General features: G+C 44.6%; 19 protein-coding genes. 17 read left to right on the top strand and 2 right to left on the bottom strand.

Annotated elements, in window-relative coordinates; genetic code table 11:
- Positions 1-4 precede the first annotated feature (4 nt).
- The 17 genes from GT575_RS07705 to hisF all read left to right on the top strand — a co-directional run bounded on the left by GT575_RS07705 (position 5) and on the right by hisF (position 19477).
- Positions 5-5446 (top strand): DUF4132 domain-containing protein, encoded by a 5442-nt coding sequence (locus GT575_RS07705; RefSeq protein ID WP_161171821.1) that lies wholly within the window; start codon positions 5-7, stop codon positions 5444-5446.
- 77 nt (positions 5447-5523) lie between these two features.
- Positions 5524-5769 (top strand): hypothetical protein, encoded by a 246-nt coding sequence (locus GT575_RS07700; RefSeq protein WP_330577036.1) that lies wholly within the window; start codon positions 5524-5526, stop codon positions 5767-5769.
- A 199-nt stretch (positions 5770-5968) separates the two neighbouring features.
- Positions 5969-6325 carry a YlxM family DNA-binding protein gene (ylxM, locus tag GT575_RS07695; RefSeq protein ID WP_022059475.1) on the top strand — a complete coding sequence of 119 codons (357 nt, stop codon included), beginning with the start codon at positions 5969-5971 and terminating at the stop codon, positions 6323-6325.
- Positions 6326-6355: 30 nt separating this feature from the next.
- Entirely contained in the window at positions 6356-7702 is a 1347-nt protein-coding gene (gene ffh / locus GT575_RS07690; protein WP_117549039.1) for a signal recognition particle protein, read from the top strand.
- Between the two features lie 25 nt (positions 7703-7727).
- Positions 7728-7973, top strand: a complete 246-nt coding sequence (gene rpsP, locus GT575_RS07685; RefSeq protein WP_004851225.1) for a 30S ribosomal protein S16 — start codon at positions 7728-7730, stop codon at positions 7971-7973.
- 102 nt (positions 7974-8075) lie between these two features.
- Positions 8076-8303 carry a KH domain-containing protein gene (locus GT575_RS07680; RefSeq protein WP_004851223.1) on the top strand — a complete coding sequence of 76 codons (228 nt, stop codon included), beginning with the start codon at positions 8076-8078 and terminating at the stop codon, positions 8301-8303.
- A gap of 168 nt (positions 8304-8471) precedes the next feature.
- Positions 8472-9014 carry a ribosome maturation factor RimM gene (gene rimM, locus GT575_RS07675; protein WP_015534851.1) on the top strand — a complete coding sequence of 181 codons (543 nt, stop codon included), beginning with the start codon at positions 8472-8474 and terminating at the stop codon, positions 9012-9014.
- A 49-nt stretch (positions 9015-9063) separates the two neighbouring features.
- Entirely contained in the window at positions 9064-9789 is a 726-nt protein-coding gene (gene trmD, locus GT575_RS07670; RefSeq protein ID WP_015534852.1) for a tRNA (guanosine(37)-N1)-methyltransferase TrmD, read from the top strand.
- A 138-nt stretch (positions 9790-9927) separates the two neighbouring features.
- Positions 9928-10572, top strand: coding sequence for a hypothetical protein (locus GT575_RS07665; protein ID WP_055144623.1), 645 nt, complete (start codon positions 9928-9930; stop codon positions 10570-10572).
- Positions 10573-10737: 165 nt separating this feature from the next.
- Positions 10738-11415, top strand: a complete 678-nt coding sequence (locus tag GT575_RS07660; protein WP_022216567.1) for a response regulator transcription factor — start codon at positions 10738-10740, stop codon at positions 11413-11415.
- The gene (locus GT575_RS07655; protein ID WP_161171820.1) at positions 11415-13025 is read left to right on the top strand and encodes a sensor histidine kinase; all 1611 of its coding nucleotides are present in this window, start codon (positions 11415-11417) and stop codon (positions 13023-13025) included. Before GT575_RS07660 ends, GT575_RS07655 begins: the two co-directional genes overlap by 1 nt.
- 101 nt (positions 13026-13126) lie before the next feature.
- Entirely contained in the window at positions 13127-15028 is a 1902-nt protein-coding gene (locus GT575_RS07650) for a DNA gyrase/topoisomerase IV subunit B (protein WP_055273466.1), read from the top strand.
- 63 nt (positions 15029-15091) lie between these two features.
- Positions 15092-17368 carry a DNA gyrase/topoisomerase IV subunit A gene (locus GT575_RS07645; RefSeq protein WP_117549035.1) on the top strand — a complete coding sequence of 759 codons (2277 nt, stop codon included), beginning with the start codon at positions 15092-15094 and terminating at the stop codon, positions 17366-17368.
- Between the two features lie 130 nt (positions 17369-17498).
- Positions 17499-17765, top strand: a complete 267-nt coding sequence (locus GT575_RS07640) for a type II toxin-antitoxin system Phd/YefM family antitoxin (RefSeq protein WP_117549034.1) — start codon at positions 17499-17501, stop codon at positions 17763-17765.
- Positions 17758-18021, top strand: a complete 264-nt coding sequence (locus GT575_RS07635; RefSeq protein ID WP_022216562.1) for a Txe/YoeB family addiction module toxin — start codon at positions 17758-17760, stop codon at positions 18019-18021. Before GT575_RS07640 ends, GT575_RS07635 begins: the two co-directional genes overlap by 8 nt.
- Before the next feature lie 79 nt (positions 18022-18100).
- Positions 18101-18712 carry an imidazole glycerol phosphate synthase subunit HisH gene (hisH, locus tag GT575_RS07630; protein WP_117549448.1) on the top strand — a complete coding sequence of 204 codons (612 nt, stop codon included), beginning with the start codon at positions 18101-18103 and terminating at the stop codon, positions 18710-18712.
- Positions 18713-18715: 3 nt separating this feature from the next.
- Complete coding sequence (hisF, locus tag GT575_RS07625; RefSeq protein ID WP_004851206.1) at positions 18716-19477, top strand: imidazole glycerol phosphate synthase subunit HisF; 762 nt, start codon at positions 18716-18718, stop codon at positions 19475-19477.
- A gap of 243 nt (positions 19478-19720) precedes the next feature.
- Here hisF and GT575_RS07620 read toward each other — a convergent pair whose 3' ends face one another.
- Both GT575_RS07620 and GT575_RS07615 read right to left on the bottom strand, forming a co-directional pair.
- The gene (locus GT575_RS07620) at positions 19721-20485 is read right to left on the bottom strand and encodes a hypothetical protein (RefSeq protein ID WP_055273460.1); all 765 of its coding nucleotides are present in this window, start codon (positions 20483-20485) and stop codon (positions 19721-19723) included.
- A 3-nt stretch (positions 20486-20488) separates the two neighbouring features.
- Positions 20489-20962, bottom strand: a complete 474-nt coding sequence (locus GT575_RS07615; protein ID WP_161171819.1) for an RNA polymerase sigma factor — start codon at positions 20960-20962, stop codon at positions 20489-20491.
- Between the last annotated feature and the right edge of the window lie 200 nt (positions 20963-21162).

Genomic DNA, 21162 nt, shown 5'->3' with positions numbered 1-21162 from the left:
TACAATGGCGGTGGACAAGAAGACAAGGTTTGAGCTTGAGGAGCAGAAGAAGATCGCAGATGAAGTGAGAGAGGCATTTGACGAGAATTCCACGAAGCTCAGAAAGAGCTACAGTGCGGATGCGCAGAAGCTTCTTAAGGAGATGGATAATTACTATGGAGATGTAAAAGAGTCAACGATCGGCAAGAGACTTGAGACATTTCTTGAGAATGAAAAGAATGTTCCTTCTGAATTCTTCAGGAGGGAGCTGAAGCATTTGCCAGGGTGGGTGCCGGATCATCTGATGGAGGATTTCTACACTTCTATAGACAGCATAATCAAGTGGCAGACAAGCCAATATTATTACAGAAGAACCATGCGTACGAAGAGGTATGGGGCATTTCTTGACAGATATTTCAGGATCATGAATGAATATCACTCCATGGGGATATACGGATGCGACATAGTATCTCTCTACAGGGAGAAATTGCCGCAGGATATATTGTGCTATTACAGGGATGGCAACAGCAATGGGTATAGAATAGTATCTGAATATTGGATACAGGCGGAGCTCGACAGGGGGAATGCAGAGCTTGAGGAAGTGCTCATGGACATCATGTTCGGTGAGAGTGCGCAGACAAGGCTCACGACCAATATCCTCAGGGGAATATATATGAGCTCCAACACAAGGCTCCATGAGGCTGTAGGCAAGCTGCTCGTTGCAGCAAAGCTTCAGGAGGGGCTTAGGCAGGCGATATGTGAGAATATGGATTATGGAACGGCAGGTGCATTTATGACTCTGTTCCATGTGATAAAGGAGAATGATCTTCTGAGATTCTCATCAGTCATGAGGGCTGTAGCCACCTGGACAGGACTTGTGACTGACGAGGAGAGCAAGCTTGACCGTATACAGAAGAAGCAGCTGCTTCTTATAGATACATATCTGAATGATGAAAATGCAAGGCGTGAAGCTTTATCCGGCGAGGATGCCATGCAGATCTATCTTGCGCTGTGGAGCTATGGTTTCTTTGATGTGGATGAGGCATGCCATGTGATGAACAAGCTGGCGCTTGATGGCAGCAGACACCAAAGACTGGTATTTGGCACATATATCAGGGCAATGAGTCTGGGAAAGGTGTACACACACAGCGTTGCAAAGGAATTTATCAAGAGATTCCCAGACGAGATGGACACCATGGCGGTCATCATGCCAAGCTTTATGTCGGATTACCAGCCTTATATGAATAGTCTCATATATAAAGACGGCAGATCGTACAACAATGAACTTAAGAAAATGACATTTGCCGAGGTGGACAAATATTTTGACAGCAGGAAAGAATGTCATGAGATGTACGATATCCTCATGGGCATACTTGAGCGCATGCCGAAGAAAAGGCTTGAGTTTGATCCGTGTGTATTTCCATGGAATGCCGAATATCTGGACAGATCCGCAATCATCATGAGACTTGCGGTCTGCGCAAGCGCTCTCAGGGATGAGGACAAGATCACTTACATAGCGGAGATGGTTCCTGAGATAGATTCCGCAAGGTATAGCAGAGATGCGCTTTTGCTTCTGCTTGTAAGGCAGCCGGCAAATGACAGACAGCGTGCCATACTGGTGGATGCGGTTGCCGACAAGGAGACATATACCAGAAACAAGGCGGCGATGATCGTTAAGGATATGAAGCTTTCGCCGGAGAATTATGTACAGCTTGAGAATATGCTCAAGTACAAGAAGTCAGACATAAGGGAGACTGTACTGTCTATATTATATAAGCTTGATGGTGATGACATGGATGATCTCATCGGAAGACTTCTCGCAGATTCCAAGGAGGAGAAGAGAACAGCGGGACTTGACCTGCTGCTCCAGCTCAAAAATGATGAGAACAGGCAGAAACTTTTTGCAGATTGTGTTGGTCATATAGACGCTATGCAGAGGGAGTCTGCGAATGGAAGATCCAGTGTTACAACTAAGGAGCAGATTCTTATACGTGAGATTAAAAATGTTGGCACAGACCGGGCTGGTGCAGATGAGGGGTATGGACTTTATGATGTAAATGCGGACTATGAGCCGGTATTTGACAAGAGTTATCTGGCTGAGTGCCTTGAGCTGTACAAAAAGTATTTCCCTGAAAGCGGGATTGCAAATGATAATGTGTGCAGGACTGCCAAGAGCGAGGGTGCATTTGCAAAACTCAAATCAAAGATTGTGCCTAAAAAGAAAGACACGACATCTGATTCAGAAGTTATAAATATATTAAGAAAATTTGATGCATTTGTGGATGAGCACAAAAATGATGAGTATGAGATGGCTGACGGAGAGATCGGCCTGCTTGGTGAGGCAGGTGGGAACATATATGTGAGCTGTGACAAGGTGGCATGTGAGGAATTGTGGGTAGATTTCTACGAGAAAAATATTCAGACTCCGTATATGTGCATGCAGCTATACGTGTATCTGAATGGCTACAACAGTGACAAACAGGATTTCAAGAAGTACTGCGAGAGTTTTATGGCGGATATGTTTGGAAATATATATATAGAAGAATGTCCGGCATTCGGATATCTTGCCATTGTCAGAGCTGTAATAGGATTCCTGTATAGAAGATATGTGATGGATAGTGACAAGATGAGACTTGCCGTTGTGGCAGCAGACTATCTGCTTGGAAGAAACGATGAGCTCATATATACATTTGGCGGGAATAAAGGTGGCAGCAGTATATCTGGTGATGATTCAAAGGTATATCACAGAAGTGTGCTCACAAATGAGCAGATCATGATAATAACAAGGTGGCTTGCAATCGATGGTGACAGCGATATATTGGACGTAAAAGAGGATTCTGACGAGGCAAGGCAGAATGAAGAGAATTTCAGGCATTTGTTCCCATACAACTATGCCCTTGCAAAGTGTCATAACTTTAATATACCTTCAGACGTTGTAAATGATAGAAATTCATATTACTGGGTACACACAGGAAGTGTCATGCCGGTTCCTGGTCTCCTGAACTATATTGCCGCATACAGCCGTGGTATTATATCCAGGGATTATATGTACAAGATGGCATTTGAGGGGAATTCCCTGGATAGGAGCCTCAAATGTGTATCTGACGTGATGCGTTTTATAACTGAGCGCAACAGGAAGGTGCAGACCAGAGGCTATGAGTGGGGATATACGGAGCGTGAAAGACTGAGGAGTGTGAGGCAGATACTTCTTCACAGTCCGGAAGGAGAGTTCTCGGAGACGGACGAGAAAAGGCTGGATATAGTTAAGAAGCTGTACACTGATATGTCCGAGCTTGTGCTTTCTGCAGAGCTCACAAGGGGAGACACGGAGACAGAATTCTCTCCATATATATACGGGCTTACAAGAATATTCGGTGCGGAGTATTTTGTCAGGATACTGTCAGCCCTCGGCAAGGAGACCCTGGAGAGATCAACGTATTTCAATACTGGTTATTACTATAACCGTCAGAAGGTCAGCAAGAGGAATAGTATGTCGCATCTTCTTCAGGCATGTGTGCCTGATGTAAATGACAGCGCGGAGACTTTGAAGGCCTATCTTACAGGTACGGATATAAGTGATGCCAGGCTTATAGAGGCAGCTATGTATTCTCCAGAGTGGATAGATATAGTTGGAGAGTATCTTGGATGGGATGGATTTACTGCGGGATGCTATTACTTCATGGCGCACATGAACGAGTCATTTGATGACAAGAGAAAGGCTATGATAGCGAGATTTACACCGCTTGAGGTGGATGAGCTGAACTACGGCGCATTTGACAGGACGTGGTTTACCGAAGTCTATGAAAGGTTGGGTGACAAACGTTTCCAGCTCATATACAAGGCGGCGAAATACATTTCGGACGGTGCAAAGCATACCAGGGCGAGAAAATACGCGGATGCGGCACTTGGCAAATACAATGAGTCCGAGCTGATGGCTGAGATCGAGGCAAAGAGAAACAAAGATCTGCTCATGGCGGTGGGAATCTTGCCGATAGAGAATGAGGAGCAGATAAAGGACAGGTACATGTTCCTTCAGAAGTTCAAGAAGGAGAGCAAGCAGTTCGGAGCACAGAGGAGAGCCAGCGAGGCGGCAGCAGTTTCTACAGCTATGCGCAATATGGCAATCAATGCCGGATATCAGGACGTGACGAGACTTACCCTACGTATGGAAAGCCTTGTAGTTCAGGGCATGACAGAATATTTTCGGCCGCATGAGATCGGAGAAGTGACCGTATGGCTTGAGATGGAGGACGGCGGCAAATGCGCTGTCATCTGTGAGAAGAACGGCAAACAGTTAAAGTCCGTTCCGGCAAAGATCAAGAAGGATGAGTATGTATTGGCTCTGATGGATGCCAAGAAGCAGATGGCGGAGCAGTCAAGGCGTACAAAGGCGATGCTTGAGGATGCGATGGAGAGCCAGGAGGAATACACCTGGGCTGAGATCAGGGGCATGCTGGAGAATCCTGTTATACATGACATGGTGGCTGCGCTGGTGTTTAAGGTGGCGGAGCCTGACGGTGTGAAGGCAGATCTGGATAGTACGGCTGACAGTATTATGTCAGGGGCAAATGAACTTGATGATAGCAAGAATGTTGTGTTGGGATTTGCGACTGAGGATGGATTGAATGTGTTTGGTGAAAATATAAAGCTGTCAGATGACACAAAGCTCACAGTAGCACATCCATTCCACATGTACATGGCTGGCAAATGGCATGATATACAGAAATATGTATTTGACAACAAGATCGTTCAGCCGTTCAAGCAGGTGTTCAGAGAACTCTATGTGAAGACCGAAGAGGAGATGAACATGGAACATTCTCTCAGATACGCGGGCAATCAGATCCAGCCGAAGAAGACACTCGGCTGCCTGAAGTCAAGACACTGGGTGGCTGATATAGAGGATGGACTTCAGAAGGTGTACTACAAGGAGAATATAGTAGCGCAGATCTACGCTCTTGCAGACTGGTTCTCACCTGCAGATATAGAATCGCCGACACTCGAATGGGTGGTGTTCTCTGATAGAAAGACTGGCAAGGAGATGCGGATCAAGGACATCCCGGATATCATATTCTCTGAGGTCATGAGGGATGTGGACATGGCGGTTTCCGTGGCACATGCCGGAGGCGTGGATCCTGAGACTTCACACTCAACTGTTGAGATGCGAAAGGCGATAGCAGAATTCACCATGCCACTTTTCAGACTGACAAATGTCACATTTACAAAGAACCATGCAGTGATAGAGGGCAAGCGTGCCAATTACACAGTCCACCTTGGAAGCGGAGTGGTGCATCAGGAGGCAGGCCCTATGATAAATGTACTTCCTGTGCATTCGCAGAGGCGAGGCAGAATATTCCTGCCATTTGTGGATGACGATCCAAAGACATCGGAGGTGCTCACGAAGATACTGTTCTTTGCCGAGGACAATAAGATCAAGGATCCATATATACTGGGACAGATCGAGGCGTAGTGTCAGCACAATGATAAGATGATGGTTCAGAATGTATCTTGTCAGTTATTTGCAAGGTATGTATAGAGGTGGATATAGTGACTGGAAAAAGATTTATTTCAAAATTAAAGTTAAAACACAAGGGTAACGCAGAGTTGTTCCCCTATGATGAGGCAAAACACGAGGCTGTCATCAGATGTTCTATCTGCACCGGAGAACAGGTAGCTGGATTCATGAGCAGAGAGGACGGGAACTTTGTGGGTGTGATGGTGATACAGTCGGAGAAGGATCTGGAGAATTTTAAGAGACTTTACCGGGTGGATGATGTGAAGAAGATATATTGAATACAGTTTGTAAAACTATCGCTGTAGCGATATAACAAACATACAGGGTTTTGTGTTGTAAGACGGAGGATTTGCTACAAATATAAATATAATTCACTTTGTCAAGAAAAAACACTTGACAACCTACCCTGCCTGTATTAGAATAGCCCATGGTAAAGCAAAAACACTTTACATGCAAGTGCGTTACGGAGAGTTTGTTATGGAGAAGATAGTCAGACAGTCTATGTTATATGATTTTTATGGTGAGCTGCTCACAGAGCATCAGAAGAGCGTGTACGAGGATGTTGTGAACAATGACATGTCTTACTCAGAGATAGCGAGACTCAACAACATAAGCAGACAGGGCGTATATGATATGGTAAGGCGCTGTGACAAGATTCTCGAGGAGTATGAGGAGAAGCTTATGCTGGTACATAAGTTCATGAAGGCACAGGAACAGGTTCAGAAGATCAAGGAATGTGCGGATGAGCTCAAGGCGATGAACTCGGATGAACGGCTTGCGGGCAGAATTGAAGATATAGTGAATTATTCAGATAAGATACTCGAAGATTTCTGATGATAGATAATATCAGAAGGGAGAATGTCTATGGCATTTGACAGTTTATCAGATAAACTGCAGAACGTATTTAAGAAGCTGAGAAGCAAGGGCGTACTTACAGAAGATGATGTCAAGGAGGCTATGAAGGAAGTTAAAAGAGCACTTCTTGAGGCCGACGTTAACTTCAAAGTTGTCAAGTCATTTGTCAAGTCGGTGAGTGACAGAGCTGTAGGAGAGGAAGTTCTCAAGGGTCTGAATCCTGGACACATGGTCATCAAGATCGTTAAGGAAGAGATGGATAAGCTCATGGGCTCTGAGATGACAGAGATCAAGCTCAGACCATCCAATGAGATCACGATCATCATGATGTGTGGACTTCAGGGAGCAGGTAAGACCACCACGGCGGCAAAGCTTGCGTATCAGTTCAAGAACAAAGGCAAGAAGCCACTTCTTGTGGCATGTGATGTATACAGACCGGCGGCTATAAAGCAGCTGCAGGTGAATGGTGAGAAGGTTGGAGTTCCTGTGTTTGCCATGGGAGACAACAACAAGCCACTGGATATTGCGAAGGCGGCAGTACAGCATGCAGCCAAGAACAATATCAATCTGGTGTTCCTTGACACCGCAGGACGTCTTCATGTTGATGAGGACATGATGAACGAGCTTGCAGAGATAAAGGAGAATCTGGACATTGCCTACACCATACTGACTGTGGATTCCATGACAGGTCAGGATGCAGTCAATGTAGCGACAACGTTCAATGACAAGATAGGTATAGATGGTGTCATCCTCACAAAGCTGGATGGTGATACCAGAGGCGGTGCCGCACTGTCGATCAAGGCAGTCACAGGCAAGCCGATCCTGTACTCAGGTATGGGAGAAAAGCTTACAGATCTGGAACCATTTTATCCGGATCGTATGGCAAGCCGAATCCTCGGCATGGGTGATGTTGAGTCGCTCATAGAGAAAGCCCAGTCGGCTATCGATGAGGAGAAGGCAAAGGAGATGGAACAGAAGTTCCGCAAAGCAAGTTTTGATTTCAACGATTTTCTTGATCAGATGGCTCAGCTCGAGCAGATGGGTGGCATGCAGGAGATCCTTTCGATGATGCCAGGCATGGCAAGTCAGATGAAGAATGTTGAGATAGATGAGAACGCTGCTAAAACACCAAAAGCAATCATTCAGTCCATGACACCGAGAGAGCGTTCACTCCAGGATCCGATATCGCCGTCAAGAAAGAAACGTATCGCAGATGGAGCAGGTGTCCAGATAGCAGATGTGAATCGCTTCCTTAAACAGTTTGAACAGTCTAAGAAGATGATGAAGCAGATGTCAGGCATGATGGGCGGAAAGAGAAGACGCGGTGGTTTTAAAATGCCTTTTGGCTTAAGATAATTAATATTTAGGAGGAACAAGAACAATGGCAGTAAAGATTAGATTAAGAAGAATGGGTTATAAGAAGCATCCTTTCTACAGAGTGATCGTAGCAGATTCAAGATCACCAAGAGATGGTAGATTCATCGAGGAGATCGGAACATATGATCCTAACCAGGAGCCATCAGTAGTAAAGATTGACGAGGAGGCTGCTAAGAAGTGGTTAGCTACTGGAGCACAGCCAACTGAGTCAGTTGCAAAGTTATTAAAGCAGGCAGGTATCGAGAAGTAATTTTACGGATGTATCAGCTTTTCTATGAAAAGCTGATATGCAGCGCCAGCCATCGACGAAGTCGATTTTGCATGGCTGGTGTTCCATTTGGGAGGTATAGAGATGAAAGATTTAGTAGAAATCATTGCAAAGTCCCTAGTAGATCATCCTGAGCAGATAGCTGTAACCGAGACTGAAGAAGACGGCATAATAAAGATAGACCTTACAGTTGCACCAGAAGACATGGGTAAGGTAATCGGCAAGCAGGGCAGAATAGCCAAATCCATCCGTACAGTTGTCAAGGCAGCTGCTTCAAAGGGTGATAAGAAGGTTGTCGTTGATATTAAGTAGAACTGCATAGGCAGGATAAGTGGTATTTCTTAATCTTCATATGACAGAGGATTTTATTACCGAGTTAAGAGGGGGAGTTTATACTCCCCCTTATATTATATGTCACAGGCGTAGGCCTGATGACCTACGCGCGCCTCAGCGTGCTACCATATTTATATAGGAGATAGCATGGAACACAACACAGAAGACAGACTCAGAGTAGGAGTGATAACCTCAAGCCATGGTATAAAGGGCGAGGTTAAGGTATATCCGACAACGGATGACAATGATCGTTTCAAGACCTTGAAGAAGTGCTATCTGTCAAATGGCAGAGAGACTTTGGAGGTTAATTGTACATCTTGCAAATTTTTGAAAAATATGGTTATTCTTAAGTTCAAAGAATACGATAACATAAATGATATAGAGCGTTTTAAGAACTATGACATACTTGTTGACAGGGAGGATGCAGTTCCTCTCATGGATGGAGAGTTCTTCATCTGTGATGTCCTTGACGCTGATGTATATGATCAGAATGACGAGCACATAGGAATCCTTGACGACGTGCTGGAGACTCCGGCAAATGATGTATTTGTCGTTAAGAAGGATGATGGCAGCGAGATCCTAATACCTGTAGTACCGGATTTCGTGTTCGATGTTGACACAGAGAATAAGAAGGTTAAGGTCAGAACATTTGAGATGGTAGAAGCAGATGATTCAGATGACGAGGATTGATCGCATACAGACGTTTGGTGAGATGATGAACATATACTAGGAGCGGACTATGAATTTTTATATTTTGACACTTTTCCCCGAGATGGTTATGAATGGACTTTCAACGAGTATCACGGGAAGGGCCATAGAGTCGGGAAAACTTCATATAGAAGCTATAAATATAAGAGATTACACCCAGGATAAACACAATCATGTGGATGATTACCCATATGGGGGAGGCGCAGGCATGGTCATGCAGGCGCAGCCTGTGTATGATGCATACACGGCACTGGTGGAGAAGCTTGGCAGAAAACCATGGGTCATATATATGACTCCGCAGGGAAGAACCTTCAATCAGGGTATTGCACAGGAGCTCTCGGAGAAGGAGGACATAGTTCTTCTGTGTGGCCATTACGAGGGAATAGATGAGAGGGTCCTTGAGATGATAGTCGATGACTATATGTCCATAGGCGATTTTGTGCTGACTGGCGGAGAACTTCCAGCCATGGCTATCGTGGATGCTGTGTCTCGTCTTGTTCCAGGGGTTCTGAATAACGAGGACAGTGCTGAGATAGAGACTTTTTATAATAATCTGCTTGAGTATCCGCAGTATACCAGACCTCCTGAATTCATGGGGAAGAAGGTCCCGGATGTACTGCTTTCGGGCAACCATAAGCTCATAAATGAGTGGCGACTTGAACAGTCTATCACCAGGACGAAGGAGCATAGGCCGGACATGTACGAGAAGTATATGATCGAGAATCCTCCTAAGGAGAAAAAGAAACGAAGAAAATAGCAGGTTGCCACCTGTGGTCTTAAGGTGGTATACTAAGAGATGGCAGAATTCGAGGTTATTCGAATTCTGCCATAACCTTGTGGAGACGCGACTGCAGGGCATACACAAATACAAGGAAGAACAAGGAGACAAAAGATTATGAAACGCAGATTACTTATGACTATGATGGCTATGGTTCTTGCATTCTCATTTACAGGATGTGGAAACAAGAAGGCAGACGAGACGACGGCAACCACAGAGGCTGCATCAGAGGTGAAGGATGAGTTCATCAAGTTTGTTGGAACGGATATCCCTAAGATGGATACAGAGGAAGCGGAGATCATGAAGAAGTTCAACTCATATTTTGCTGAGGGAACTGCTGTTGATACAGATGCTCTGCTCAAGGATTTGACAGACAATCTGCTTCCAAATTATAAGACATTTCTTGACGACATACAGGCTATAGAAGTCAAGACCGACGAGGTGAAGGCGCTCAAGGATCAGTATTATGATGCCATGAATGCACAGTATGAGGCTATGCAGAAGGTTGAGGCTGCTGTTAAGGATAAGAACAAGGACATCCAGACAGAGGCACAGAAGCTTCTCTCAGACGCCCAGAGCAAGTATACAGCATACAATGACGCGGTATATGCACTTGCCCAGAAGGAGAATGTAACGTTGAACGGCGAGATAGCAACAACTGCAACCAGTGAGGCAGGAAGCACAACAGAGGCCAACACAGAGGCTATAGATCCAAGCGAGGCCATGACAGATGAGGTTGAGACAACAGAGGCAGCGCAGTAGTATTTAAGATATAGAAGAATATTTTGAAAAGCAGTGGATACATGAGTGTGTTCACTGCTTTTTTGCTGTGGTATACTGTAAAAAATATGCTCAGTTCACATTTTTTACAAATATCAATGTTATATTGAGATAAATTGGATATTATTCTATATGTGGAGGTACGATATGGATTCAATAAAGGTTCTTATGGTTGATGATGAGAGCAGAATGAGGAAGCTTGTCAAGGACTTCCTCACAAGAGAGGGGTATATGGTTCTTGAGGCCGGAGATGGTGAACAGGCCCTGGATATATTCATGAATGACAAGAATATATCTCTTGTAATACTTGATGTCATGATGCCTAAGATGGACGGATGGGAGACTCTTAAGGAGATAAGAAAGTTCTCACAGGTTCCGGTTATCATGCTTACCGCGAAGGCAGATGAGCGCGATGAGCTCCAGGGCTTTGATCTGGGAGTAGATGAGTACATAACGAAGCCGTTCAGTCCCAAGATACTTGTTGCCAGAGTTGCAGCGATACTCAGAAGAACAACGGATGCCGCTTCAGATGAGAAGCTTGTAGCCGGAGGTATTGAGATGAATCTGTCGGCTCATGTGGTGACGATAGATGGCAAGCCGGTTGAGCTCAGCTTCAAGGAGTTCGAGCTGCTTCAGTATTTTATCACGAACAAGGGCGTGGCATTGTCGAGAGAAAAGATACTCAACAATGTATGGAACTATGATTACTTTGGCGATGCCAGAACCATAGACACGCATGTCAAGAAGCTCAGAAGCAAGATGGGAGATAAGGGCGAATATATCAAGACTATATGGGGAATGGGCTATAAATTCGAGGTAGAGTGATGAAGAAATCAAAAAGGACATCGATCAGGACCAAGATAACGTTGTCTCTGGCTGCGACCATACTTATCATGGTGGTTATGTCGTGTGCTATAACCATGATTTTTATCAAGAAGTATTTCTATCACAGCATGGAACAGATGCTGCTGGATACATACGATTCCTGCAATGAACTGTTCGGACGGGATGAGGATATAGACAGTAAAGAGCTGGCGAATGATGTGATCAATCAGTCAGGTGCGATGATATTTATCTTTGACAGTGTGAATATGCATGTGTACACGACGGTGAACGAGGAGGCCGCGGTATATAACAATCTGTCATTTATAGCAGACTACTTTAATTACAGCGGTGGAAAGAATCCGGACAATCCGAAGATAAAGAGAAAGCAGATTGAGAAGACAGATAAATATGATATACAGATCACAAATGACAGGAATACAGGCAACAGCTATTATGACGTTGTCGGATTCCTTGACAATGGTTTTGTTGTCATCATCAGAAAACCTATTTCCAGTGTGGACTCAACGATAGTTACATCTTTGAAGTTCTTTTTATTGGTGTTCTCAGTGGTGGCACTGCTTGGATTTGTGATGGTTTATTTTATAAGCAATGCGGTTGCAAAGCCGATAAAGAATCTTGCGTCGGTTGCCAATCGTATGGCACAGCTTGATCTCGATGTGAAGGTGGATCACGCATCCAACGATGAGATTGGTGAGCTGGCGGACAGTATGAACGAGATGTCATATCAGCTGAGGAACACGCTGACAGAGCTTCAACAGGCAAATGCTAAGCTGCAGACGGATATTGATGAGAAGGTACAGATAGATGAGATGAGGAAGGAGTTCCTGTCCCATGTGTCCCATGAACTCAAGACTCCTATAGCACTCATACAGGGATACGCCGAGGGCCTTAAGGACAATGTTATAGAGGATGATGAGAGCAAGGAGTTTTACTGTGATGTCATTCTGGACGAAGCTGGCAAGATGAATAAGCTTGTCAGACAGTTACTTGATCTGAATGAGCTTGAATTTGGAGTGGACAGGGTTCATCCTGTGGTATTTGACATAGATGCACTCATAAAGAATGTAGTGGATTCATCATCCATTCTGGTGGAGCAGAACCATGCGGAAGTTGAGCTGGCGGATGAGCTGAATGATGTGTGCAACGTATATGCAGATGAGTTCATGATAGAGCAGGTATTCACCAATTATTTTACAAATGCACTTCATTACTGCAACGATGGAGGCAAGGTCAGAGTGTGGACGGCGAATAAGGACTATGATCAGCCGAGAAGGACTGAGGATGGACTCGTCACAGGCAACTTGAGAGTATTTGTATATGATGAGGGACCGAACATTCCTGACGATGAGCTTGATAAGGTATTCATTAAGTTCTACAAGGTGGACAAAGCGAGGACGAGAGAGTATGGTGGAAGCGGTATTGGACTTTCTATAGTTGCGGCGTCCATGGCGGCTCACAACAAGAACTATGGTGTTTACAATGTGGAGAATGGAGTGGTATTCTACTTCGACCTTGATATCATACAGCAGGATGATGGCGAACCGGAAATGATACCGGAGAATAGCGCAGATAACACGTCAGAACAATAAATACTTTGCAAGGAGGAAACTTTTAGGCTATAATTCTAAGGGTTTCCTTTTTCTGTTGGATTCTGGCATCTGCAAATATATTTATAAAATGGGAGAAGATTATGTCATATAGTGCAAAAAACATTGAGGTGTTAAAGGGACTTGAGCCGGTAAGACTGAGACCGGGAATGTACATCGGCAACACAGGGCGAAGCGGACTGAACCACCTCATACAGGAGCTTATAGACAACTCGGTGGATGAGCATCTGGCGGGGTATTGCAACAATATATGGGTGAGCATCAACGAGGATGGCTCGGCAACCGTGTCTGACGATGGACGAGGCGTTCCTGTCGATATACATGAGCAGGAGGGAATTCCTGCGGAGCGTGTTGTATACACAGTGTTGCATGCAGGTGGCAAGTTTAACAGCTCCACCTACAAGATAAGCGGCGGACTTCACGGAGTAGGTTCTGCAGTTGTAAATGCACTGTCTAACAAGCTTATAGTAGATGTTGCCAGGGATGGCTACCTTTATCACGATACATACGAGAAGGGAATACCGACAACTGAACTTGTTGACGGTATGCTTCCAAAGACAAAACTCAAGGAAAAGAGAACAGGTACGACGGTAACACTCTATCCTGATGATACAATATTTGAGACAGTAAAGTTCAAGGCGGACGCCATCAAGCAGAGGATTAAAGAGACAGCATATCTGAATCCGAATCTTACGATCACATTCCAGAACAAGAGGGATGGCGAGGAGCCTATAGTGTTCCATCAGCCAGGGGGACTTGCAGCATTTGTTGAGGATATATCCCAGGGACTCACACATACATCACCGGTTGTCGCCATATCGGGGGAGAAGGACGGAATCGCCGCAGATATCGTATTTCTGATGACGGAGGACGGCGAGGAGAATATCATAGGATTTACCAACAATATCACGAATCCTGAAGGTGGAACCCATGTGACAGGATTCAAGTCAGCATTTGCCAAGCTTATCAATAATTATGCGAGAAATGAGCTTGGAACTCTGAAAGAGAAGGATTCCAATCTGACAGGTGCAGATATAAGATCTGGCATGCAGGCTATCATATCCGTGAAGCATCCGGATCCGCAGTTCGAGGGACAGACTAAGACAAAGCTTTCCAACACGGACGTGTCAAAGGCCGTCGACGATATCGTGAAGGAACAGCTCACAGTTTATTTTGACAGAAATTATGATGTGCTGAAGGATATAGTGGACAGGGCGGTGGCTCTCTCCAAGAGAAAGGCGCTTGAGAAGTCCAAGATCAATATAAACAAGTTTTCATTTGAGGGAAATGGCAAGCTTGCAAAGCAGGAGTCCTCAGATTCGTCTAAATGCGAGATATTCATAGTCGAGGGAGATTCGGCGGGAGGCTCAGCCAAGACCGCGAGAAACAGAAAGTATCAGGCAATACTTCCACTTAGAGGTAAGATACTCAACGTGGAGAAGAAGCCTGTTGCAAAGGTGCTTGAGAATGCCGAGATCAAAGCACTCATCAATGCATTTGGCTGTGGCTTCATGCAGGGATACGGCAATGATTTCGATATAAGCAAGCTGAATTACGACAAGATAATCATCATGACTGATGCCGATGTGGATGGTGCCCACATAGCGACACTTCTGCTTACATTCTTTTATAGATTTTATCCTGACCTTATCAGCGAGGGACATATATACATAGCTATTCCGCCTCTCTACAGAGTTGGCGAGGGCAAGAACATCAAATATCTGTACTCAGATGATGAGCTTGCAAAGTACAGAAAGACACACACGAACAAGTTCACGATCCAGAGATACAAGGGACTCGGTGAGATGGATGCAGACCAGCTCTATGAGACGACCATGAACCCTGAGACAAGACTTTTAAAGCAGGTATCAGTGAACAGCCGTGTTGAGGCAAATCAGCTCACACAGACGCTCATGGGAACTGAGGTTGCGCCTAGAAGAGAGTACATAGAGACACACAGTGCGGATGCGGTGCTAGATATATAAAAGTGATATTTTGGAATGCTTAGCAGCGCGTTTTCACAGTTTGTATTATGAAAGGGATAGATCATGTCGGAAAAGATATTAAATGTAGATTATGAGAGCGAGATGGGACAGTCCTATGTGGATTATTCCATGTCGGTTATAACAGAGAGAGCGCTCCCGGATGTAAGGGATGGATTAAAGCCTGTCCAGAGAAGGATACTTTACTCACTGGATGGTCTTGCAGGCTCCGACAAGCCACACAGAAAATGTGCGAGAATAGTCGGAGATACAATGGGTAAATATCATCCACACGGAGACAGTTCCATATATGAAGGACTTGTAAATATGGCACAGAACTGGAAGCTGCCGATACCACTTGTTGATCCACACGGCAACTTTGGTGCGGTGGACGGTTCCGGTGCGGCTGCCATGCGATACACTGAGGCGCGTATATCTAAGTACACAGAGGATGTGTGCATGAAGGATCTTCCGTTCTTCAAGGATCAGTTCATACCAAACTTTGACGGAACGGAGACAGAGCCGACTTTCCTGCCTTTCCAGGTGCCAAATATCCTGGTGAGCGGTTCAACCGGTATAGCAGTAGGTATGGCGACAAATATTCCTACACACAATCTCGGTGAGGTCATAGATGCCACAGTTGCATATCTGAATGATCCTGAGATACAGCTTGAGGATCTGCTTGCGCTCATGCCGGGACCGGATTTTGCCACAGGTGGAATCATCAATGCAACACCTGAGGAGTTGTATAATGTGTATGCCACAGGACTTGGCAAGATCAAGGTGCGCGGTAAGGTAGAGGTCAGGGATATCGGATACGGAAGAAAGAGTATCTGTGTCACAGAGCTTCCATATACAATGATCGGAGGCACTGCCAAGTTCCTTGATACTGTCGCAGAGCTTGTCAGGAACAGAGAGCTTCCAGCGGTCGTGGATATCGCGGACAGAGGAGACAAGAACGGTGAATGCCTGTGTATAGATGTGAAGAAGGGAACTTCTGACGAGGAGATACAGAACATCATCAATATATTATATAAGAAGGCAGCCCTTGAGGATACATTTGGCGTGAATATCAACTGCATCAACAACGGCAAGCCGGAGGTCATGGGACTCAAGAAGATACTGAAGGTATACACAGATTTCAAGTACGGTCTGTATGACACGAAGTATAGAAAGCTTCTGGCACAGCAGGAGGAGATCAGGGAGATCAAGATGGGACTTCTCACAGCGGTTGACTGCATAGACCTGATCATAGAGATACTCCGCGGAAGTACAAAGGTTGCTGATGCCAAGGCGTGCCTCATGCACGGTGATACATCGAATATCAAGTTCAGATTCAAGGGCTCAGAGGCGGACGCAAAGTTCTTGTGCTTCACAGAGAAGCAGGCGGATGCAATACTTGCCATGAGACTTCAGAAGCTCATTGGTCTGGAGATCAATGCCTTAAAGAAAGAGCTGGCAGATGCTGAGAAGCTCATCAAGAAGTACACAAGGCTTATGGAGTCCAGGGATGCCATGAAGCAGCAGATGATAGATGACATGCTTGAGATCAAGGCAAAGTATGCCATACCTAGAAGGACTCAGATCCATAACTATGGAACTGTTGTTGTGAAGAAGGCTGAGGTCGTGGCTACAGATGTGGCTGTACTTCTCGACAGATTCTATTACATCAAAGTTGTAGATGCAAATGTATACGAGAAGAACATCGACCAGATCACGAAGGATTACAGATTTGCGGTTAAGTGTCAGAATCTTGACAGGATAGCGGTATTTGCTGACAATAATCAGGTGTATACGATCAAGGTTGCAGACATCATTAAGCTTCAGGCGAAGAAGAACACCAGCAAGAAGGGCGGAGGAAGCCTCATAGGACGTCTTGCCGACAAGGGAATCCAGGTGTTCGAGTTCTGCAACATGAATGGTGACGAGAATATCCTGTTCATGGACTGCATAGAGCATTTTGTGACTGACAAGTTGCTGTTCGTCAGCAAGCAGGGTCTTGCCAAGGTTGTTGACGGCTCCGCATTTGACACCACAAGGCGTGCTGCAAATGCTTCAAAAGTCGGTGATGATATCATATATATCGGCAAAATCTCCGAGGGCGACTTCATAATCGCACAGTCAGAGAAGGGCTATTACATAAGAGTTGACGCAGCGGAGATTCCTGAGAAGGGCAAGGGCGCAGCGGGAGTCAAGCTCATCAACTTAGAGGGTGACGATGTCCTTGAGTCGGTATTTGTGGGAAGCACAAAGGATACCTTCAAGGTTGGAGATAACGAGATAATCTTTACCAGAGTTAAGCCGGGCAAGCGCGGCGGCAAGGGAAGTAAGCTGAGGTTCTAAAGAATTACATGCGAGAGCAGAATATCTATTATAACATAGGCATAAGATAATACAGGTACTTGACGTACGGTTTTCTGTACAGTACAATATAAGTACAGAAAACTGTACATGAATTTGAGGAGGTGTTCTTATGTTAGCTGTTAATTATACAAACTTACGCGACAATATGAAAAAGTATATGGATAAAGTTACAGATGATTATGAAACCATGATTGTAACCCGTAAGGATAATAAAAATGTTGTTATGCTTTCAGAAGAGGCATATAACAATCTGATGGAAAATGTATATGTGATGGGAAACAAAGCAAACTATGACTGGCTTATGGAGTCAAAGACCCAGCTTGAGAAAGGAAATTTTGCTGTTCATGATCTGACGGAGGTATCTGCCGATGAATAAAGTCTTTACTGATAATGGATGGAAAGACTATGTCTATTGGCAGACGGAGGACAGAAAGACACTAAAGAAAATAAATAGTCTGATAGAAGATATATGCAGAAATGGAAATGAAGGCATTGGGAAACCCGAACCATTAACTGGAAATCTGACTGGCTTCTGGAGTAGACGAATAAATGATAAAGACAGAATAATATACAAGATTGACGATACTAATGTATATATTCTTGCTTGCAAATATCATTATAGTGACAGATAGACTAAGTGAGATATGGCTTATGACAACATTAAGAAAGAGTACAATAATGGAAAAGACTCGATATGAAAGGACAAAACAGATGATTTCAATTTTGGATTATGACGCAGGTAACATAAAGAGTGTTGAGAAGGCAGTCCAGTATCTCGGCGAGGAGGCTGTCATCACAAGGGACAGAGATGTGATTATGGCGAGTGACAAGGTTATCTTACCTGGAGTTGGAAGCTTTGGGGACGCTATGGGAAAGATCAGGGAGTACGGCCTTGAGAATGTCATCTATGATGTTGTGGATGCAGGCAAGCCGTTTCTTGGGATATGTCTTGGACTTCAGCTTCTGTTCAAGACCAGCGAGGAGTCGCCGGAGGCAACAGGACTTGGAATCCTTGATGGTGAGATACTCCGCATACCGGATGCACCGGGACTTAAGATACCACAGATAGGATGGAACAACCTTGAGATAAATCCAAAGGCAAGACTTTTTAAGGGGCTTCCTGAGAATCCATATGTTTATTTTGTTCATTCATATTATCTGAAGGCAAAGAATCCTGAGGATGTGGCAGCGTCCACATTCTATTCAACACAGATTCATGCATCTGTGGAGCACGGCAATGTATTTGCATGTCAGTTCCATCCTGAGAAGAGCTCAGAGGTTGGACTTAAGATACTGAAGAATTTTATAGAGCTGGAGGTGTAGGACATGCATACAAAGAGAATAATACCTTGTCTTGATGTGAAGAACGGACGAGTTGTAAAGGGCGTAAATTTCGTAAATCTTATAGATGCCGGGGATCCGGTTGCCGTCGGTGCAGCGTATGACAAGGCGGGCGCTGATGAGCTTGTTTTCCTTGACATAACAGCTTCATCAGACCAGAGAAATATAGTTGTCGACATGGTAAGAAGAGTTGCTGAGACTATCTTCATTCCGTTTACAGTCGGCGGCGGAATAAGAACTGTCGATGACTTTAAGGCAATACTCCGTGAGGGCGCAGACAAGATATCCGTGAACTCGGCAGCCATAGACAATCCGACGCTTATAGCTGATGCCGCTGACAAGTTTGGCAGCCAGTGCGTAGTCTTAGCAATAGATGCCAAGAGACGTGATGATGGTTCAGGCTGGAACATATACAAGCACGGCGGCAGAATCGACTGTGGAATAGATGCAGTTGAGTGGGCCATGAAGGCCGCAGAGCTTGGTGCGGGAGAGATATTGCTTACCAGCATGGACTGCGATGGTACAAAGGCGGGATATGACATAGAACTCACCAGAACCATAGCAGACAATGTGAATATTCCAGTGATAGCTTCCGGCGGCGCAGGAACTAAGGATCATTTCTACGATGCCCTGACAGAGGGCGGAGCTGATGCAGCTCTTGCGGCTTCGCTGTTCCACTATAAAGAGCTTGAGATAGGAGATCTGAAGAGATACCTTCAGGATAAGGGAATCCCTATGAGACTGTAGCGATTTCTATATCAATCTCACGACACAGAATGATCGGAATGGATACCTATTCAGAGATTATTTTCCTAAAAATATATATGATAGAAGAAATAAAGATACAAAATTTTCCTAAGACAAGGTTAAATTATCAAAAAGGGAGAAATATGAGGTAAATATTTGATGATTTATCCCTTTTTGATCGAAAAAGGCTTGTTTAGGAAAATTTTGTATCTTTTGCTTTTTAATATGGCTTATTAGGAAAAATTACTGTTCGATATATGTTGCATTTCCGTCAGCGGCGCTGCCGGATGTATCTGAAAGGTCATCATCCAGGTAAGGATTGCCTGTGTCAACACCCTCAGCATGCAGGGCGTCATTAAGCCATGGGTCGCTGTAGTCTTCAACGTTCATGTTGTTAAATACATATTTCCCATTCTTGTCAAAGAAGAGCTCTGCCCATCCGCAGCTCTCAGGTGTACCGCCTATGAGGATGACGCTGTGTGAGCCGTCCGCATTCTTGATCTCATGACGGAAATATTTGTCAGGACCGCACTGGTCGGTGATATCTTTTTTTGTATTTCCGAGAACAAGGTAGAGACGACCATTTTCAACTTTCGTGTAACCGTTGACATCATCTGTAGATATTGTGAACTGTATGGAGTTTCCCTCGCTGTTTTCCTCGTATGTCACCTCGGTGCCATTTGCCAGGTGGAATGTCTGCTTTATGTAGTCGATGGCTGCTGAGACGGTTGTCCTTGTCGCCGGGATGCACAGTAGGACTGCGCACACAGTGGCGGCAATGGCTGAATACTTTCCTATGCGGATGAGCTTTCGTCCAGATCTGCCAGTCTGGGACTGCTCAGCAAGCTTTGCGCGTATAACATCCTTGTTTTCCTGGGACATAGTCACATTATCCATAGTTTTAGTGTACAAGTCTGTAAATTTGCTGTCATCAGAATCATCAGACGTGTTATATGTATTTGAGTTTTGGAAATCATCAATATCGCTGATCTTGTCTTTGTTTGTCATATGTTATTCCTCCATCAATATTTCTTTTAATTCTTTTCGTCCCCGGGATACTCTCATTGAAACTGCAGATGGTGACAGGTGAAGTATCTTTGCAATTTCTCCAAATGTATATCCCTCATAGTAGTGCAGATAAAGAACAGTGCGGTATGAGTCAGGGAGTTTCCCCAGAGCCTCGTACATGGATTGCTCTTCAATATTGAATCCGCTGACGATAGAGTCGCTGCTCAGTTCCTCGTAGCTGCTGCTTAGACGGTTCGCTGCGGATTTTAGATGATTCCTGCACATGTTTGCGGTCATTGTGAGAAGATAGGATTTCTCCTTTCCCTTTGATATGTGGGGCTTCTTTTCTATTAGCTTTGTAAATACGCTCTGCACAATGTCCTCCGAGTCCGCCGTGTTGCCTAAAAAGCTCATAGCGAGACGGAATACGTTGTTCGAGTATGTATCATATAACTCCAGCAGCTGCTGCTGTTTCAAGATTTATCACCTCCGTAGTTTGTTTATATGAGAATACGTGAGAAATGAATTTCCGCAATTCTCTCATTTGAGATCTCATATATAAAACAATCCAGAACATCAAAATAGCACACAGGTTTGGAAAAATCCACAAACATTTATAATCATCTGAAAACATGTCGTAAATATTACGAGACAAATATTTACATAGCTATAATAAG

Origin of the sequence: Coprococcus sp. BIOML-A2, assembly GCF_009875795.1 — a bacterium.
Classification (GTDB): Bacteria; Bacillota; Clostridia; order Lachnospirales; family Lachnospiraceae; genus Coprococcus; species Coprococcus aceti.
This window is presented reverse-complemented; position numbering and strand designations above follow the sequence as displayed.

Bases quoted from the DNA above. Each gene is read 5' to 3' on its own strand.
- GT575_RS07705 (WP_161171821.1), top strand. From the start codon at position 5: ATGGCGGTGGACAAGAAGACAAGGTTTGAGCTTGAGGAGCAGAAGAAG.
- ylxM (WP_022059475.1), top strand. From the start codon at position 5,969: ATGGAGAAGATAGTCAGACAGTCTATGTTATATGATTTTTATGGTGAG.
- ffh (WP_117549039.1), top strand. From the start codon at position 6,356: ATGGCATTTGACAGTTTATCAGATAAACTGCAGAACGTATTTAAGAAG.
- rpsP (WP_004851225.1), top strand. From the start codon at position 7,728: ATGGCAGTAAAGATTAGATTAAGAAGAATGGGTTATAAGAAGCATCCT.
- GT575_RS07680 (WP_004851223.1), top strand. From the start codon at position 8,076: ATGAAAGATTTAGTAGAAATCATTGCAAAGTCCCTAGTAGATCATCCT.
- rimM (WP_015534851.1), top strand. From the start codon at position 8,472: ATGGAACACAACACAGAAGACAGACTCAGAGTAGGAGTGATAACCTCA.
- trmD (WP_015534852.1), top strand. From the start codon at position 9,064: ATGAATTTTTATATTTTGACACTTTTCCCCGAGATGGTTATGAATGGA.
- GT575_RS07665 (WP_055144623.1), top strand. From the start codon at position 9,928: ATGAAACGCAGATTACTTATGACTATGATGGCTATGGTTCTTGCATTC.
- GT575_RS07660 (WP_022216567.1), top strand. From the start codon at position 10,738: ATGGATTCAATAAAGGTTCTTATGGTTGATGATGAGAGCAGAATGAGG.
- GT575_RS07655 (WP_161171820.1), top strand. From the start codon at position 11,415: ATGAAGAAATCAAAAAGGACATCGATCAGGACCAAGATAACGTTGTCT.
- GT575_RS07650 (WP_055273466.1), top strand. From the start codon at position 13,127: ATGTCATATAGTGCAAAAAACATTGAGGTGTTAAAGGGACTTGAGCCG.
- GT575_RS07645 (WP_117549035.1), top strand. From the start codon at position 15,092: ATGTCGGAAAAGATATTAAATGTAGATTATGAGAGCGAGATGGGACAG.
- GT575_RS07640 (WP_117549034.1), top strand. From the start codon at position 17,499: ATGTTAGCTGTTAATTATACAAACTTACGCGACAATATGAAAAAGTAT.
- GT575_RS07635 (WP_022216562.1), top strand. From the start codon at position 17,758: ATGAATAAAGTCTTTACTGATAATGGATGGAAAGACTATGTCTATTGG.
- hisH (WP_117549448.1), top strand. From the start codon at position 18,101: ATGATTTCAATTTTGGATTATGACGCAGGTAACATAAAGAGTGTTGAG.
- hisF (WP_004851206.1), top strand. From the start codon at position 18,716: ATGCATACAAAGAGAATAATACCTTGTCTTGATGTGAAGAACGGACGA.
- GT575_RS07620 (WP_055273460.1), bottom strand. From the start codon at position 20,485: ATGACAAACAAAGACAAGATCAGCGATATTGATGATTTCCAAAACTCA.